16 protein-coding genes are annotated in these 16,997 nt (G+C 68.5%); 11 read left to right on the top strand and 5 right to left on the bottom strand.

Annotation, left to right across the window (positions count from 1 at the left end; genetic code table 11):
• The first annotated feature begins 144 nt into the window (after nt 1-144).
• From SJY11_RS23090 to SJY11_RS23050, 9 genes are all read left to right on the top strand, one after another.
• A complete protein-coding gene (locus SJY11_RS23090; protein ID WP_376989054.1) occupies nt 145-1,290 on the top strand; it encodes an AGE family epimerase/isomerase in 1,146 nt (381 codons plus the stop codon).
• A gap of 129 nt (nt 1,291-1,419) precedes the next feature.
• Nucleotides 1,420-2,463: an ABC transporter ATP-binding protein gene (locus tag SJY11_RS23085; RefSeq protein ID WP_376989053.1), complete on the top strand. Its 1,044-nt coding sequence runs from the start codon at nt 1,420-1,422 to the stop codon at nt 2,461-2,463.
• 50 nt (nt 2,464-2,513) lie between these two features.
• Nucleotides 2,514-3,806: an ABC transporter substrate-binding protein gene (locus SJY11_RS23080; protein ID WP_376989052.1), complete on the top strand. Its 1,293-nt coding sequence runs from the start codon at nt 2,514-2,516 to the stop codon at nt 3,804-3,806.
• Nucleotides 3,807-3,826: 20 nt separating this feature from the next.
• Nucleotides 3,827-4,705 (top strand): carbohydrate ABC transporter permease, encoded by an 879-nt coding sequence (locus SJY11_RS23075; protein WP_376989051.1) that lies wholly within the window; start codon nt 3,827-3,829, stop codon nt 4,703-4,705.
• Complete coding sequence (locus SJY11_RS23070) at nt 4,702-5,565, top strand: carbohydrate ABC transporter permease (RefSeq protein WP_376989049.1); 864 nt, start codon at nt 4,702-4,704, stop codon at nt 5,563-5,565. Before SJY11_RS23075 ends, SJY11_RS23070 begins: the two co-directional genes overlap by 4 nt.
• A gap of 30 nt (nt 5,566-5,595) precedes the next feature.
• Entirely contained in the window at nt 5,596-6,438 is an 843-nt protein-coding gene (locus SJY11_RS23065) for an endonuclease/exonuclease/phosphatase family protein (RefSeq protein WP_376989048.1), read from the top strand.
• 21 nt (nt 6,439-6,459) lie between these two features.
• Nucleotides 6,460-7,284, top strand: a complete 825-nt coding sequence (locus SJY11_RS23060) for an inositol monophosphatase family protein (protein ID WP_376989047.1) — start codon at nt 6,460-6,462, stop codon at nt 7,282-7,284.
• A gap of 316 nt (nt 7,285-7,600) precedes the next feature.
• Complete coding sequence (locus tag SJY11_RS23055; RefSeq protein WP_376989046.1) at nt 7,601-8,173, top strand: peroxiredoxin-like family protein; 573 nt, start codon at nt 7,601-7,603, stop codon at nt 8,171-8,173.
• 5 nt (nt 8,174-8,178) lie between these two features.
• Nucleotides 8,179-8,754 (top strand): TlpA disulfide reductase family protein, encoded by a 576-nt coding sequence (locus SJY11_RS23050; RefSeq protein WP_376989045.1) that lies wholly within the window; start codon nt 8,179-8,181, stop codon nt 8,752-8,754.
• A gap of 110 nt (nt 8,755-8,864) precedes the next feature.
• On the opposite strand, the gene SJY11_RS23045 is transcribed toward SJY11_RS23050, so the two are convergent.
• Both SJY11_RS23045 and SJY11_RS23040 read right to left on the bottom strand, forming a co-directional pair.
• The gene (locus tag SJY11_RS23045; RefSeq protein WP_376989044.1) at nt 8,865-9,695 is read right to left on the bottom strand and encodes a hypothetical protein; all 831 of its coding nucleotides are present in this window, start codon (nt 9,693-9,695) and stop codon (nt 8,865-8,867) included.
• Nucleotides 9,696-9,707: 12 nt separating this feature from the next.
• Nucleotides 9,708-10,232, bottom strand: coding sequence for a DUF302 domain-containing protein (locus SJY11_RS23040; RefSeq protein ID WP_376989043.1), 525 nt, complete (start codon nt 10,230-10,232; stop codon nt 9,708-9,710).
• A gap of 213 nt (nt 10,233-10,445) precedes the next feature.
• On the opposite strand from SJY11_RS23040, the gene SJY11_RS23035 reads away from it, so the two are divergent.
• Together SJY11_RS23035 and SJY11_RS23030 are read left to right on the top strand one after the other, a co-directional pair.
• Complete coding sequence (locus SJY11_RS23035) at nt 10,446-10,598, top strand: NrsF family protein (protein ID WP_376989042.1); 153 nt, start codon at nt 10,446-10,448, stop codon at nt 10,596-10,598.
• 98 nt (nt 10,599-10,696) lie between these two features.
• Entirely contained in the window at nt 10,697-11,797 is a 1,101-nt protein-coding gene (locus tag SJY11_RS23030; protein ID WP_376989041.1) for a YeeE/YedE family protein, read from the top strand.
• An 82-nt stretch (nt 11,798-11,879) separates the two neighbouring features.
• On the opposite strand, the gene treY is transcribed toward SJY11_RS23030, so the two are convergent.
• From treY to SJY11_RS23015, 3 genes are all read right to left on the bottom strand, one after another.
• Nucleotides 11,880-14,693 carry a malto-oligosyltrehalose synthase gene (treY, locus tag SJY11_RS23025; RefSeq protein ID WP_376989040.1) on the bottom strand — a complete coding sequence of 938 codons (2,814 nt, stop codon included), beginning with the start codon at nt 14,691-14,693 and terminating at the stop codon, nt 11,880-11,882.
• Nucleotides 14,694-14,713: 20 nt separating this feature from the next.
• Nucleotides 14,714-16,507 (bottom strand): malto-oligosyltrehalose trehalohydrolase, encoded by a 1,794-nt coding sequence (treZ, locus tag SJY11_RS23020; RefSeq protein ID WP_376989039.1) that lies wholly within the window; start codon nt 16,505-16,507, stop codon nt 14,714-14,716.
• Between the two features lie 248 nt (nt 16,508-16,755).
• Nucleotides 16,756-16,986 (bottom strand): hypothetical protein, encoded by a 231-nt coding sequence (locus tag SJY11_RS23015; protein WP_376989038.1) that lies wholly within the window; start codon nt 16,984-16,986, stop codon nt 16,756-16,758.
• Nucleotides 16,987-16,997: the final 11 nt, after the last annotated feature.

The raw sequence follows: 16,997 nt of genomic DNA, 5'->3' as shown, positions 1-16,997 counted from the left end.
GGCAGGGCCTTTTTGTTGAGCAGGCGATGGTCTGATCGAGCGAAAATGCGACGGCGAATCGGCGATGATGCCGCCGCCCCGTGGCAACCGCGAGACCCCGGTCCGCCGGGGCGCTCGGACAGGGCGCGAGACGAGGAGTGCGACATGCGGGATTTCGAGGCGGATGTGATCGAGAACTGGCTCGTCGGGACGTTGCTCCCCGGCTGGCTCGGGCGGGTCTGGTCGGCCGAGTGGCCGGGCTATGTCGAGATGGTGTCGCCCGACGGTATCGCCGTCGAGAACGACGCGCGCAGCACGCTGGTGACGGCACGGCTGGCTTATGTCTTCAGCCATGCCCACCTCCTCGGCGTGCCAGGGGCGCTCGATGCGGCGCGTCATGGCATGGATTTCCTCTGGAGCCGCTGTCGCCGCCCGGACGGGCGTTTCAGCCATCGCTGCACCATCCGGGGCGAACCGGTCGATCCGAAGTCGGATTTCTACGACCTCGCCTTCGTCATTTTCGCCTGCGGCTGGTTCGCGCGGGCGAGCGGCGAGCGCATCTGGCTGGAGCGGGCCGAGACGGTGATGGGCTTCATCGAGGCGACGCTGGCCCATCCCGAGGGCGGCTTCGCCGAGGACATGCTGGGCAGTCTGCCGCGGCGGCAGAACCCGCATATGCACCTTCTCGAGGCCTGCCATGCCATGGCCGAAAGCGGGGGCGGCGACCGCTGGCTCGCCCGGGCCGAGAGCCTGGTGCGGCTGATGCAGGAGCGCATGCTCGACGCCGGCACCGGTTCGCTCGGCGAGTTCTTCACGCAGGACTGGCAGCCCGCCGCCGGCCGGGCGGGGCAGGTCCGCGAGCCCGGACACCATTACGAATGGACCTGGCTGCTGCATCACCACGACCGCCTGACGGGCGGGCGTCGCGCGCACGCGGCGGCGCGCGGGCTCTACGGCTTCGCCGACCGGCACCATGGTGCGGGCCCGGCGCACGCAGTCGTCAACGAGATCGCGCCCGACGGCAGCCTGCTCGACGGCGCCTGCCTGCTCTGGCCGCAGACCGAATATCTCAAGGCTCTCGTGGCGCGCATCGAGTTCGAGGACGACGCAGAGGCGGCGGCGCGTCTCGACCCGAATCTGGCGCTCGTCTTCGCGCGCTTCGTCGATCGCGGCAGCGGCCTGTGGATCAACCGCGTCGACGCGGCCGGTGCTCCCGACCGGGCGGCGGTTCCGGTTCGCGTGCTCTATCATCTGCTGCTGGCGCTGGTGGAGGTCGTGCGCGTCAAGCGGCTGGTCGCAACGCGGGGCTGAGCGAAAGGCGTCGGCGCGACGGTCGGACCGGCCTTGTGCTGCGGGGCCGTTCTGCGCCATATCGAGGATCGAGAACACAGACCCTGTGCCGGCTCAGTTTGGCATCTTGGGCGCCGGGCCGGATGACGCATGGTTTCTGTCGAGCTGAAAACCGTTTCGAAGACCTGGGGCGGCGCGGCGGCGGTCGACGAGGTCAGCTTCACGGTGGAAGGGGGCAAGCTCGTCGCGCTGCTCGGCCCCTCGGGCTGCGGCAAGTCGACGACGTTGCGCCTGATCGCCGGGCTCGAGGACACCAGCAGCGGCGCGATCCTGATCGGCGGCCGCGATGTCACCCGGGCCGAGCCCTCCCAGCGCGGGATCGCGATGGTGTTCCAGAACTATGCGCTGTTTCCCCATCTGACGGTGGCGCAGAACATCGCCTTCGGTCTCGAGGTCCGCAAGGTGCCGCGCGCGGAGCGCGACAACCGGCTGGCGCGCGCCGCCGACATCCTCGGGCTCCAGGGCCTGCTCGACCGCAAGCCCTCGCAGCTGTCAGGCGGGCAGCAGCAGCGGGTGGCGCTGGGCCGGGCCGTGGTCGCGGAGGCTCCCGTCTGCCTGATGGACGAGCCGCTCTCGAACCTCGATGCGCAACTGCGCGTCGAGATGCGCCGCGAGATCCGCGAGCTCCAGCAGCGGCTGGGGATCACCATGGTCTATGTCACGCATGATCAGGTCGAGGCGATGACGATGGCCGACCAGGTCGTGCTGATGCGCAACGGCCGCATCGAGCAGGATGCCCCGCCCGACGAGATCTACGAGAACCCGGCGAGCATCTTCGTCGCGCGCTTTGTCGGAACGCCGCCGATGAATGTCGTGCCGCTCCAGGCGGTCCTGGCGGCGGGCGGCGCCGGTCAGTTGACGCCGCCGCAGGGGCATGACCCGGCGACTCTGGCCGTCGGCATCCGGCCCGAAATGACCGCGCTGGGCGAGAGTGGCATCGCCGCCGAGGTCGCCGCGGTCGAATATCTCGGGGCCGATACGCTGGTCGAAACCCGCATCGGCGGGCATGGCTTCATCGTCCGGCGGGCGGGCAAGGTCCGCACCAGGCCGGGCGAAACCGTCTACATCACATTGTCACAATCGGCATTGCACTGGTTCGACCAGGCGTCCGAGCGCAAAGTGGTTTCGGGTTAAGATCCGTTCACAAGGGTCGGGCGCAAGTCACCTCATCAGGGAGAACACAGATGCACAGGCGTGACGTGTTGAGCGGTGCTGCGGCGCTCGCGGGATCCTTGGCCCTGCCGGGCCTCGCCCGGTCGCAGGCCGCGACCGAGGTTTCCTTCTTTTATCCGGTCGCCGTCGGCGGGCCGATCACCAAGCTGATCGACAGCTACGCCGCCGATTTCGAGAAAGAGAACCCCTCGATCAAGCTGAAGCCGATCTATGCCGGCACCTATCAGGAAACGATCATCAAGGCGCTGACGGCCCACAAGAGCGGCACGCCGCCGGTGACCTCGGTGCTGCTCTCCACCGACATGTTCACGCTGATCGACGAGGACGCGGTCGTTCCCTTCGACAGCTTCATCAAGACCGAGGACGACAAGAAGTGGCTCGCCTCCTTCTTCCCGGCCTTCATGGAAAACAGCCAGACCGGCGGCAAGACCTGGGGCATCCCCTTCCAGCGCTCGACCGTGGTGCTCTACTGGAACAAGGAGCTCTTCAAGGAGGCCGGGCTCGATCCCGAGAAGCCGCCGGCGAGCTGGGCCGAGCAGCTCGACTTCGCGCAGAAGCTGACCAAGAAGGACGCGTCGGGCAACGTCACCCAATGGGGCATCCAGATCCCGTCCTCGGGCTTCCCCTACTGGCTGTTCCAGGGCCTGTCGACGCAGGCCGGCGCGATCCTCGCCAATGCCGCCGGCAACACGACCAACTATGCCGACCCCGCCGTCGTCGAGGCGCTGCAGTACTGGGTCGACCTCGCGCAGAAGCACAAGGTCCATCCCCCCGGCATCGTCGAATGGGGCACCACGCCGAAGGACTTCTTCGAGAAGAAGGTCGCGATGATGTGGACCACGACGGGCAACCTCACCAATGTCCGCAGCAACGCGAAGTTCCCCTTCGGCGTCGCCATGCTGCCGGCCGGCAAGCGCCGCGGCAGCCCGACCGGCGGTGGCAATTTCTACCTCTCCAAGAAGGCCACCCCGGCCCAGCAGGAAGCCGCCTTCAAGTTCATCCGCTGGATCACGACGCCCGAGCGCGCCGCGAAATGGGGCATCGACACCGGCTATGTCGCGGTCTCGCCGGCGGCCTATGAGACGGCGGCGATGAAGGCCTATGCGAAGGACTTCCCGCCGGCGCTGGTGGCGCGCGACCAGCTTCCGCATGCGGTGGCCGAACTCTCGACGCATGAGAACCAGCGTGTCACCAAGGCGCTCAATGACGGGCTGCAGGCCGCGCTGACCGGGACGAAGACGCCCCAGAAGGCGCTGGAGGATGCCCAGGCCGAGGCCGAGCGCATCCTGAAGCCCTATCGCTGAGACGCAAGGTCCGCCTCGCGATGAACTCCCGCGCGACCGCCACGGTCCATGGCTGGCTGCTTCTGCTGCCAGCCATGGCCTGCCTGGCTCTCTTCACGCACTGGCCGGCGGTCGCAAGTCTCATCGAGAGCTTCTACTCGACACCCAAGGCGCGCCGCCCGGCGCGCTACGTCGGGCTCGACAATTACGAGCAGCTCCTCGCCGATCCGATCTTCTGGAAGGCGATGTCGAACAATCTCTGGTTCGCGCTCGGCACCATCCCCACCTCGATCGCGCTCGCGCTGCTGATGGCGGTCTGGGTCAACGACAAGATCGTCGGGCGGACCTGGGTGCGGATGGCGTTCTTCACGCCGACGATCCTGCCGATGATCGCGGTGGCCAACATCTGGCTGTTCTTCTTCACGCCGCAATACGGCCTGCTCGAGCAGATCGTCGGGCTGTTCGGCGGGCGCAGCACCAACTGGCTCGGCTCGCAGGATACGGCGCTGGCGGCGATCACGGTCGTCGCGATCTGGAAGGAAGCCGGCTTCTTCATGATCTTCTATCTGGCGGCCCTGCAGGCGCTGCCGCCCAGCCTCGGAGAAGCGGCCGCGATCGAGGGCGCCTCGCGCTGGACCTATTTCCGGCGCATCCAGTTCCCGCTGCTGATGCCGACGACGCTGTTCGTGCTGATCAACGCGGTGATCAACGCCTTCCGCATGGTCGACCATATCTTCGTCATGACGCGCGGCGGCCCGGACAACGCGACGACGCTGCTGCTGTTCTACATCTACCAGGTCGGCTTCAGCTTCTGGGATACGGCCTATGCGGCGACGCTGACCTGCGTGCTGCTGGCGCTGCTGGCGCTGGTCGCCTTCGTCCAGTACGGCATTCTCGAGCGCAGGACGCATTATCGATGAGCGCCGCTCCTCAGCCGGTCGTCACCGCGGCGCGCTCGGACCCTTATGCCCCCAAGGGCCTGGCTCTGACGCTGGAATCGACCGGGGCGATCCTGCTCGCGCTGCTCTGGGTGCTGCCCCTGGCCTATGCCGTCTGGGCGGCGATCCATCCGGCCGAGTACACCACACGATTCGTGCTGACGGCGCCGCTGACGCTCGACAACTTCACCCGGGCCTGGGCGGCGGCGCCCTTCGCACGCTATTTCCTCAACACCTTCATCCTGGTGACGATGATCCTGGCCTTCCAGCTCGTGCTGGGGACGCTGGCGGCCTATGCGCTGGCGCGGCAGGATTTCTGGGGCCGCGACATCGCCTTCGCGCTGATCCTGGCGCAGCTGATGATCATGCCGGACGCGCTGATCGTCGAGAACTACCGCACGCTGGCGAGGCTGGATCTGATCGACACGATCCCCGCCATCGCGCTGCCCTACATCGCCTCGGCCTTCGGCATCTTCCTGCTGCGGCAGACCTTCAAGACCGTGCCCAAGGAACTCGACGACGCGGCCCGCGTCGAGGGCGCGAGCCCGCTGCAGGTGCTGATGAAGGTCTATGTCCCGCTCGCGAAGCCGACCTACATCGCCTATGGGCTGGTCTCGGTGAGCTATCACTGGAACAACTTCCTCTGGCCGCTGCTGGTGACAAACTCGGTCGAGTCGCGGCCGCTAACGGTGGGCCTGCAGGTGTTCTCGTCGAGCGACCAGGGCATCGACTGGGCGGTGATCTGCGCGGCGACGCTGATGACCTCTGCCCCGCTGCTCGTCGGCTTCCTGCTCTTCCAGCGCCAGTTCGTGCAGAGCTTCATGCGCGCCGGCATCAAGTGACCAAGGCGCTGCCGCGATGAAGATGATCTCATGAAGCTCATTACCTGGAACATCCAGTGGGCCCGCGGCACCGACAACCGCGTCGATCCCCGCCGCATCATCGAGCACGCCCGCGCCATGGCCGATTTCGACGTGCTCTGCCTGCAGGAGGTTGCTGCGAACTTCCCCGATCTCGACGGCAATGACGACAGCGACCAGTTCGCGCTGTTCGCGGAGATGCTGCCGGGTTTCACGGCCATCGAGGGTATCGGCGTCGATGTCGATGACGGCCGGGGCGGGCGCAAGCGCTTCGGCAACCTGATCCTCACCCGCTACAAGGTGGCGCAGGCCCTGCGCCATCTCCTGCCCTGGGAGGCGGCGGCGACGCGCAACATGCCGCGCGTCCTGGTCGAGGCGGTCGCCGAGACGCCGCTGGGGCCGGTCCGGCTGATGACGACGCATCTCGAATACTCGTCGCCGGTGCTGCGTGCGGCCCAGGTCGAGGGCATCCGGGAAGCTCATCGCATGGCCGCGTCCCGCGCCCGCACACCGCGCGCTCCCGGCCCGCACACCTATGCGCCGACGCCCAACACGGCGAGCGCGATCCTCACCGGCGATTTCAACATGCGGCCGGATGACCCCGCTCTGGCGCGACTGATGGCGCCCTTCGACGACGGCACGCCGCCGCTGCGCGATCTCTGGCCCGTCGTGATGGGAGATGCACCGCCGCCCCCCACCGCCTTCATCGTCGACCAGACCTATGGTCCACCAGGCTGCCTCGACTATGTTCTTGCAACGCCAGACCTCGCAGGCCGCGCCCGCCGGATTGTCTGCGATGTCGACACGCGCGCCTCCGACCACCAGCCGATCCTGGTCGAGTTCGATGCCGGCTAACGGTCGGCGCGGGTGAGCACGATGTTGTTTTCAAGGAGCGATCTCGATCGGTTGAACGGCATCCTCAGCGAGGCGGCACGGCGCGAGATCATGCCGCGCTTCCGCAAGCTGGCGGCCGGCGAGGTGCGCGAGAAGGCGGCGCCGGGCGATCTCGTGACGGAGGCCGACGAGGCGGCCGAGCGCTTCATTTTCGCCGAGCTCGAGCGGGCCTTCCCCGGCGCGCTGCTCGTCGGCGAGGAGGCTGCGACGCGCGACCCGGCCGTGTTGGGGCGGCTGGCGGAGGCGGAGCTCGCCTTCGTCATCGATCCGGTCGACGGCACGCTGAACTACGCCTCCGACCTGCCGCTGTTCGCGGTCATGGCCGCTGCCATCGTCGGGGGCGAGACCGCGGGAGCGGTGATCCACGACCCCGTCCTGAACGACAGCGCGCTCGCTTTGCGGGGCGAGGGAGCCTGGCTGGAGGGCTCCGCGGGCAAGACCCGCGATCTGCGCGTTGGCAACCCAGTGGCCATGGCGGCGATGAACGGCATGGCGAGCTGGCAGTACTTCCCCGAGCCGATGCGCGGCGCGCTGCCGGCCCGCTTCCCCGCTTTCGCCAGCGTGGCGTCGCTGCGCTGCTGCGGCCAGGAATACCGCCTCGCCGCCGCCGGCCGCTGCGACTTCCTGCTCTATGGTGCCCTCAACCCCTGGGATCACGCGCCCGGCGTTCTGCTGTTCGGCGAGGCGGGTGGCCATGCCCGGATGCTGGACGGCAGCCCCTATGCCCCGGGGCAGCCATCCACCGGCCTGCTCTGCGCATGCGACCGGGAAAGCTGGCTGCAGGTCACGTCCGTCCTGATCGGATGAGGCGCCGCCGAGCGGGGTGGCGTTGGCCGTCAATCGTGACGGCGGGATCGCCGGTTGCGATCGCGCATTCTCTTGCCGTTGAGGAGAAGGGCGGACCGCCGCGGTCAGGGCGCGAGATCCGTGGGTGAGGCGATTGACGGCCTCGGTCAACTGCGCGTGAGGCTGTAACGGCGCGCGGCGTCGCCGCGAAAGGGTCTGTACAGGCTTGGCGTGACGCAGGGCGCGTTGCGCGGTCGGCATCTCGGCCGCTGCCGGAGTGCCGGCGGGTATCGACCGGGTCACGAGCGACGACGATGACGGAGAGGATTGCCCGCCGATGAGCGACATCAAGCCCCTGCTGCCCCGCACCGCGGTACCGAGCCTGGAACTGCGGCTCGCTCCCGATGGGGCCGCCTTTAGCCTCCATGCCGAGCGGCCTGCGCATTTCTCGCTGGTGGTGGTCTATCGCGGGCTGCATTGCCCGATCTGCAGGACCCAGCTGCGCGATCTCGAGGGCAAGCTCGATGCCTTCGCGCAGAAGGGCGTCGGCGTCATCGCGCTCTCGACGGACAGCGAGGAACGCGCCGCCCGCGCCAAGACAGACTGGGGCCTGCCGAGGCTGCGCCTGGGTTATGGCTTCTCGCTCAACGCGGCGCGCGAGTGGGGGCTGTTCCTGTCAGCCGGCCGCGGCACCACCTCGATCGGTGTCGAGGAGCCCGGGCTGTTTGCCGAGCCCGGCCTTTTTCTGGTCCGGCCGGACGGCACGCTCTACTTCTCCAGCGTCCAGACCATGCCGTTCGCGCGGCCATCCTTCGCCGACATCCTCGGCGCGATCGACTACGTCGTCGCCAAGGACTATCCGGCACGCGGCGAGGTGGCGACTCTCGATGACGGACTGGCCGCGTTCTGATGACGGTGACGCGCAGAACCGTCATGCTCGGCGCGGCCGCCGGCGCGCTCGGCGGCCTGCCGCCGGCCGAGGCTGGGGACCCCTATCCACCACCGTTCAGCACGCCTCACGCCCAGTTCACCGTGCTCGATCCGCGCGAAGAGGCGGGCCACATCCCGCTGCGCGATCTGGGCGGGCGGCGACGCACGCTCGCGACCTATCGCGGCAAGGCCGTGCTGCTCGCCTTCTGGGCGAGCTGGTGCCCGCCCTGCCGACGCGAACTGCCGATCCTGCACCGGCTCCAGAAGCAGGCGAAGAGCGAGCCCTTCGTGGTCGTGCCGGTATCGCTCGACCGCGATGCCGCAACGGCCGCCGCATACATCCAGCGGCTTCGCCTGACCGGGTTCACGAGTTTCATCGACACCGAAGGCGAGGTCGCCTCGGGGCCGAAATCGAAGGTCGCGACACCTTTTCCGCTCTATGGCATGCCGATGAGCTACGTGATCGATGCGCGAGGGCGCAGCGGCGGCTATCTGACCGGAGAGGCCGACTGGAGCGCGCCGGACGCACTCGCTCTGCTGCGCTTCTACGCCCGGTCCTAGGCGTCGGCGGGGAACGTCCGCTGTCGACCTGTTTCACATCACCCTCGCTCAGGACACTCGCGGGCATGGCTCGGAGGTCCCCGGTTCGGAGCGGCGCGGCCGGCTCGGCCTCAGTCCCGTCCGATGATCACGTCGAGGCGCTCGCCGGTGTCGGTCTCGATCGTTGCGCGCGGACCCCGCATGGCGGGGAAGCGGGCGATGCGCTGCTTGACGCTGGCTTTGCCGAGGACCACGGCGCGCCCGCCCTTGAAGCCGATCGCAGCCAGGTCCTGGCGCGATAGCGACGGGATGACGATCTCGGGCGTGCCGTCCCCGTCAATGTCCCCGATGCGCGCGAGATCGAGGTCGCGCTCGCCCAGGCGATGATTGGTGAAGCCGTCGATGCGCGAAACCTCGACGAGCGCCGCGCCCGCCAGACGGTAGAGGCGCAGCGAACCCGCCAGATGGGGCGTGACCACGGCCGCGAGCATGGACTGCCCCGAGCCGGTGAAATTCGCGACGCCGACGGGGTTGAGCCAGCGGTTGCGCTGGCCGATGGCCGGGCCCTCGGCGAGGGGCTCGATGGCGTGCCGGCCGATCCGGTAGACTGCGAGGGCGGCGCCGCGATCGAGATAGGCCTTGACCACGATCGCTTCCGGCTCCCCGTCGCCGTCGAGATCGGCCAGGCGGACACGGCGGTCCTCGAAGACCGCGTCAGCACCCAGGCGAAACAGCAGGCGTTGACCGTCCCGCTCGACGACGAACCCGCCGGCTTCGATCGCATCCCCCAGCACGCCATGGCCATAGCGTGTCGTCGGATCGACGAGATAGGCGGTCACCCCGGCGCTCCGGGTGACCTCGCCATCCGGCAGACGCAAGAGGTCCTGAGCCAGCACGCCGCGACCACAGCCGATGGCGAAAACGGCTGCCACGATCAGGCGGCCCACCTGGTGTCGAAACATGGGACCGCCCCCTCAGCGTTGAGCCGCCGCCTTGGCGATCTGGTCGAAAATCGCATCCAGTTCGGTCGCGACGGCCTTCAGATCGGGCGCGGCGCCTTCGAGATAAGGCCCGAAGACGGCGCTCGGCTTCCGGTAGGACAGGGTCGCGGTGCCGTCGGCATTCTCGGTGAGATAGAAGCGGATCGGGGCCTCGATGCCGGCCGGCACGCTGGCGGCCAGCATGCGGCGGGCGAAGTCGTTGCGGAAGACGCCGACGACGCGGTTGCCGGGAATGGTGAAACCCTGCGCCTTGGCGCCGTCCGAAGCGCTGGCCGCCGTCACCAGCCCCATCTTGTTGGCTTTGACGGCCTCCTCGAGCCGCCCCACCAGAACCGGGAAGCTGTGCGGCGTCGGCATCACCGCCCAGCCCTCCCGGGCGACGAGCGGGGCGGTCGTCCCTTGAGCCGCGGCGGGAGCCGCAGTGATGGCCACGGCCATGAGCGCAAGGGCGGTGGTGAAGGATGCGGCCAGAGCCAGCGAGACGACGCGGTGGTCCATGAGGTGAATTCCCAGAGGTTCGCTGGCGCTGTCATCAGGCCCACAACCTCGATACGCAGCGTCACCGCGGTTCGTTACGCACACACGCCTTCGTGATCCGCAGCTCGAGGCAAGAATGTCGTCCGTCTCGGCGGGGCTGTAACGAAATGGGCGCCGGCAACGAAGTGGGAACGTGGAAACCGGGGAACCGGCGATGATGCTTGAGCGGGTCTGATGCGCCTCCAACTCGTATACGATCATGCGGCCTTCTGCGCGCTGGACCGCACCGAAAAGAGCATGCTCGTCCTCCTGACCTGGCACTCGCTCGCCTGTCTGATCGTGGTGAGCGTCGGCGCGGTTCTGGGTCAGGGCCTGCTCGGATGGTGAGCGTCGTGGCCGGGACTGTCGCAGACCGGGAAGACCGTCCAGCCGAACCCGACGGACCGTTGCGCCCGGTCCAGATCACCGTCGCTGTAGCGGCCATCATGGCGATCGCTGGCGTGGCGGTCCTCGCGATCACCCACGCCACCTCCTGGCGCCTTCCCCTTCTGGCGCTGGTCGGTTCCGGCCTCGGCTTCGTGCTGTTCCAGGCGACCTTCGGCTTTGCCGGCAGCTTCCGCGCCGCGCTGGAACGCCGTGACTTTTCGGGCTTTCGCGCCCAGGCTCTGGCGCTGGCCCTGACGAGTTGTGTCTTCTTTCCGCTGCTGGCGGGGGGCGAGCTGTTCGGCCTGCCGCTGACGGGTTTCGTCACGCCGATCGGCGTCTCCTTCCTGTTCGGCGCGGTCCTGTTCGGCATCGGGATGCAGATCGGCGGGGGCTGCGCCTCGGGCACATTGTTCGCGCTGGGCGGAGGCAATGCGCGGCTGCTCATGACCTTGGCCTGCTTCATCGTGGGCTCGGCTGTCGGGGCTGCCCATCTCGGGTTCTGGTGGACCTTGCCCGTGCTTCCCAGCGGGACGGCGCAGGATTGGCTCGGTTGGCCGGTTGCCCTGGCTCTCCATCTGTCGGTCTTCGCTGCCGTCATCCTCTGGAGCCCCGCCTCCGACCGGCTGAGGGGCGGGCTAAGCAACGGCCTGTCCTGGCGGCGCTGGCTGCGCGAGCCCTGGCCGCTGGCCTGGGGCGCCGCGGGGCTCGCCCTCCTGAACATCGCCACGCTGGTCTTGGCGGGGCGTCCCTGGGGCGAGACGGCGGGCTTCACGCTCTGGGGATCGAAACTCGCGGCTATGATCGGCTTCGAACCCGCCGTCTGGCCCTACTGGCAGGGTGATCCCGGCCCGCTGGGACGCAGCGTCTTCTCCGACGTCACCTCCGTGATGGACTTCGCGATCATCGCCGGCGCCGCCGCGGCTGCAGGCCTGAGCGGCCGCTTCCTGTTCCGCGCCGGCGGCGATGGCCGCGCCTGGCTCGGCGCGATGCTCGGCGGATTCATGATGGGCTACGGCGCGCGGCTGTCGGATGGCTGCAACATCGGAGCCTATTTTTCGGCGCTGGCCTCGGGCAGCCTGTCCGGCTGGGTTTGGGTCGCGGCCGCGTTTATGGGCAGCGCGATCGGTTTGAGGCTGCGCCCTCTCTTTCATCTGGGCTGATCGATCAGCACCCGGGCGGGCTTCGTGCAAGCACGGTGCGATGGTGAATTCCTCCGGGTGCAGCCGCCGAGCCGCGTCCGAGTCAGCCCTTGCGCAGGACCGCGACCGGCAACCCGGCGAAGGCCTCTGACACCTCAAGGCCACCCTCACCGCCGCCGATCCTCGCACCGGTCAGGATATCCTCCCATTCGCCGGTTACGTCGGGGAGTGTCGCCCCGCGCCAATGCGGCCCGATCTGCAGGCTCTGCAAGGGCAACTCGGACCCGACCATACGGGTCACCAGGACGAGCCGCATGTCCGTGCGGTCGTTGCGGGAGAAGCCGACCAGACCGGCCGCGCGGGCGCCCTGGACCATCAGTGGCCGATAGTCGCCCTCGGCATAGAGGCGGGGCGCGGCGGCGCGGTCTGCCAGCAAGGCTGCGATGAGGCGCTGCTTGATCCGCCCATCCTCCCAGCCGTCGAGCAGGGCGGCGACGTCCGTCTCTGCCGCCAGTGCCCTGGCGCGGGCCGCGTAATCGACCGGCCGGCGGTTGTCGGGGTCGACCAGCGACAGGTCCCAGAATTCGGTGCCCTGGAACAGGTCGGGGACGCCCGGCAGCGTCAGCTTCAGCACGGTCCGGCTCAGCCCGCGCACCAGGCCGCGCCGCGCCATCTCCTGCGCCAGCGGACGGTAGCTGTCGAAAAACGCATTTCCCTCGGTGAGCGCAGCCGCGATCAGATCCTTGGCAGCCTGCTCGTAGGGCTCCTGCGGGTTGATCCAGCTCGTCCTTCGTTTGGCCTCGCGCAGCGCCTTCTCGACCCAGCCCTGCATGCGCTGGCGGAAGGCGTCGAGCGCCTCAGCGTCATCGCGGTCGAGCAGCTCGACGGGCCAGGATGCCAGCATCTGCTGCAGGATGAGCTGACGGTCGTTCGCATCCGGTTTGATGCGATCGGGCGCCAGTTCCAGGCTGAGCGAGCGCCAGCGCCGGCTCGCCTCCGCCCAGCGCTGCGGCATCTCCGTCAGGGTCAGAAGACGGGCGCGCCCGTCCTCGCCGCGCTTGGTGTCGTGGGTTGCGGTCGCGATCATCGCATGCGGCCAGGAGCGGCGGCGCACCGCATTGGCCTCATGGAAATCCGCTACTGAGACGCCGTGATGGCTCGGCTCGCCGCCGACCTCGTTGAGGGCGAGCAGCGGCCCGAAGCGGTAGAACAGCGTGTCCTCCAGGCTCTTGGCCGTGACCGGCCCGCTGAGCTGCTGGAAGCGGCGGCGAAAGCGCGCCAGATGCTCTGCCGGCGGCGGGGCGGTCATCGCCTCGCCGCCCTCGCCGAGGAGGAGCGCGGCGACGAAGCGATGCAGCGACGTGTCCGGCATCGGCGTGTCGGCGATCGCCGCCGCAACCGTCTCCTCGATCAGCGTCCGGTCCTCGGGCGACGGCTCGGTCGTGATGTAGCTGCGATAGACCGGCAGCCGCTCGATGATCTCCGTCAGCACCTGGCGCATCGCGTGGATGGTGTAGTCGCGGCTGCGCCGGTCGCCATGGGCGAGCCTTGCGAGGTCGGACACCAGCACCTCGAGTTCGCTGGCGAAGCTCGCATGCAGCGTCTCCCGCTTCGCACGCCGCAGCAGTTCCTCGAAGCTGTCCTGCTGGCCCGTGATCTCGCGATAGCTCTCCTCGATCGCCACCGCACCGGCGCGGTCGACCAGGACCCCGTCGATCAGGTTGAGGACCTCGTAGCCGGTGGTGCCCGACATCGGCCAGGGCCGCAGCGTCTCGCCATGGCCGAGGATCTTCTCGACGAGGATGTAGAAGCCGGGCCCGAGCTGCGCCTGCAGCGCCTGGACATAGCCTGCCGGATCGGCGAGCCCGTCGACATGGTCGATGCGCAGGCCCTGGATGCGGTCGGCCCGCACGAGGTCGAGGATCAGCGCATGGGTCCGCTCGAAGACGGCGGGCTCCTCGACGCGCACCCCCGCCAGCGTGTTGATGTCGAAGAAGCGGCGATAATTGATGTCGCTGGCCGCCACGCGCCAGTTCGCCAGCCGGTAGCTCTGCATCTCGAGGATGCGGTGGAGCGTGTCGAAGCTCTCCCGGATGCCCCTGGCGCCGTTGACGAGATCGAGCGCCCGCTCGGTGGCCTCAGCCAGCTCCGGGGACTCGGTGAAAACCTGCTCCAGCCGCTGCTTGAGCGCCTCGCATTCCGCCACGAGGCCGTCGGGACTCGCGCCGCCGGGATTTTCCGACAGCGCGCGCATTCGTGACGAGATCGCCAGCAGCTCCCGGTAGTCAGGCCTTTCATGGTCGGCCACCAGAACGAGCACCCGGTCCAGCAGGATCGGATAGCTCAGCGGGCTGATCGGGAAGCGATGCTCGAAATGCCAGATGCTGAAGCCGCCGCCGCTCTCGTCCCGCTTGAGCGCGAGCTCGCCCCCCTCGAGCGCGTCGCCATAGCGCTTGCCGAGGAAGGGCAGCACCAGCTTGCCGTTGGCGCCGAGCCGCTCCCAGTCGATGTCGAAGGCGATGGCGTGGGGCGAGAGCTGGCCCCATTCGATCACCGAGAGCCACCAGGCGTTGTCGGCCCCGCCGATGCCCATGTGATTGGGAACGATGTCGAGGATCAGGCCCAGCCCCTGCTGCTTCAGCGCGTCCGACAGGCGCATGAAGCCCTCCTCGCCGCCCAGTTCGGGATTGATCCGGGTATGATCGACGATGTCGTAGCCATGGGTCGAGCCCGGCCGCGCCGTCTGCACCGGCGAGGCATAGACATGGCTGATCCCGAGACGGACGAGATAGGGCAGGATCGCGACCGCGTCGTCGAAGGTGAAGCCGGCATGGAACTGCAAGCGATAGGTGGCCCGCGGCGGCGGCGCCGCGAGGGCCGTCGCTTCGCCTGCTTCACCGGTCGGGTTCCGAGCCACAGCGCCCTCCTGATGCGAGGTCACGAGCGGGCCACCAGGAAAGCGCCGGTCCAGGGCTGAAGGCGGATATCCGATCCGGCTTCGATGCCGGGGCTGGCCCAGATCATGCCCGCAGAGCCGGGGCCATCCATGACCGCCTCGCCCGCGCCGAAATGCGCCACGAAGCGCAGGGTCCCGCCTGCGAAATCCCAGCGAATGTCGAGTGTGTCCGGGCCGGGCCGTCGGCAGTTCGCCCCTCGAAACGGCGTCCCCGTCAGCGGCGCCACCTGGTCATGCCTCAGCTGCAGCAGGGCCTTCGTCTCCGCCAGCACCTCGGCATGCGGTGAGCGCGTGATCTCCGTCCAGTCGAGGCGCGAGCGCGCGAAGGTTCCGGCGTCCGTGGGGTCCGGCACCTCCTCAGCCGCAAAGCCGCCGAAGCTGCCGAACTCCCGCCGCCGCCCGTCCCTGACCGCCTTGGACAGCTCCGGATCGGCGAAATCGACGAAATACTGGAAGGGCGTGGATGCCTGCCATTCCTCGCCCATGAACAGCAGCGGGATCTGCGGGGAGAGCAGGAGCCCGGCGCGGGCCAGGGATAGTTTGGCGGGATCGGTGAGGGCGCCGATGCGCTCGCCCTGGGCCCGGTTGCCGACCTGGTCGTGGTTCTGGAGGAAGTTGACGAAGGCGGAGGGGGGCAGATGCGCGGACGGTTCGCCCCGGACCGCACCCTCATGCGCCGAAAATTCGCCCTGATAGGCGAAGCCCTCGGCGAGGCAGCGGCCGAGATGTCCGGCCGGGTCGTCATAGTCGGCGTAGTAGCCGTCGCTCTCGCCGGTCAGCAGCCGGTGCCAGGCGTGATGCGTGTCGTCGGTCCATTGTGCGCTGTGCAGGACGGGCCGGCCAGCCTCGTCGCGGTCGAGCCAGCGCGCCTCGTTGGCGGCGTTCTCGAGCACGAGATGGATCTCGCGCTGCGGCAGGCCCGCCCGGACGCGCTCGGCCAGCTCTCCGATCACATGCCGGCTGCTGTCGTCGGCGATGGCGTGGACCGCGTCGAGGCGCAGCCCGTCGAAATGGTATTCCTCCAGCCAGTAGAGCGCGTTGTGGACGAAGTAGTCACGCACGATGGCGGCGGTGGCGCCGTCGAAATTGATCCCGGCGCCCCAGGCGGTCTGGTGCCTCTCGGTGAAGAAGGACGCGGCATAGGTCGGCAGGTAGTTTCCCGACGGGCCGAAGTGATTGTAGACCACGTCGAGGAACACCATGATCTCGCGCCGATGCGCCTCGTCGACCAGGCGCTTCAGGTCGTCGGGCGTGCCATAGGCGTGGTCGGGCGCATAATGCAGCACGCCGTCATAGCCCCAGCCGCGATCGCCCGGAAAATCTGCCACCGGGAGCAGTTCGAGCGCGGTGATCCCGAGATCGCGAAGGTGGTCGAGCTTGGCTGTGAGCGCCGCGAAGGTGCCTTCGCGCGTCGCGGTCCCGACATGGGCCTCGTAGATCACGGCGTCCTCCCAGGGGCGCCCTCGCCACTCGCTATCCGTCCAGGCGAAGGCGGTGGGATCGACCACCTGGCTCGGCCCGTCGATGTCGTCGGGCTGGAAACGGGAGGCGGGGTCGGGGATCGAGAGCCCGCCCTCGATCCGATAGCGATAGAGCGAACCGGCACGGGCCAGCGGGTCGGTCAGCCGGTGCCAACCATCCGCCTCGGCGTTCATGGGCCGCTCGGCCCCGTCGATCATCAGGGTCACCTCGCGCACGGAGGGCGCCCATAACGAAAACCGGACGGCCCCGTCGGCGACCTCGGCACCGAAGGGCATGGAGTGGGCGCGGCGCATGAAAGATATCCTGTCGGGGTGGCGGGGCTGGTTTGCTCCCGCCAACAGCAACACGGGATGCCGCCGGCAGTTCCGCGAACCCCGGCCTCGCCTCACAGCTTTGGGCCGGCGAAGGGCTGCGCGGGAGCGGAAAAGCACAGCGGTTTCGCTGCCCGGGTCGGATCAAGGGCTGCCGCCTCAAGGCGTGTTCAAGCCGATCCGCAGCGGCAGCGGCACGCCGTCACCATGAGGCCCGGATCTCTGGGGCTTCAGGCGTCCAGAGATCCGACGAACACCTCGCAGCCGTCGTCGCACGCAACCGACACCAGAATCAGTCCGGCGACCCTGGCACAGCTGGTGCAGCCATAGCCGCCGACCTTGTTGTGGTCCTTCTTTAGACCGCCGGCCGTCGTGACGGCGCGCTGCTCGATCGCGTGCTGGCCCAGCGACTTGACCGAGCTCCGCCCGTTGGTGGGTTGGTCATAGGACTTGTCGCGCACGCGACGGTCTA

This window comes from Allobosea sp. R86505 (assembly GCF_042466375.1).
GTDB lineage: Bacteria > Pseudomonadota > Alphaproteobacteria > Rhizobiales > Beijerinckiaceae > Allobosea.
This window is presented reverse-complemented; position numbering and strand designations above follow the sequence as displayed.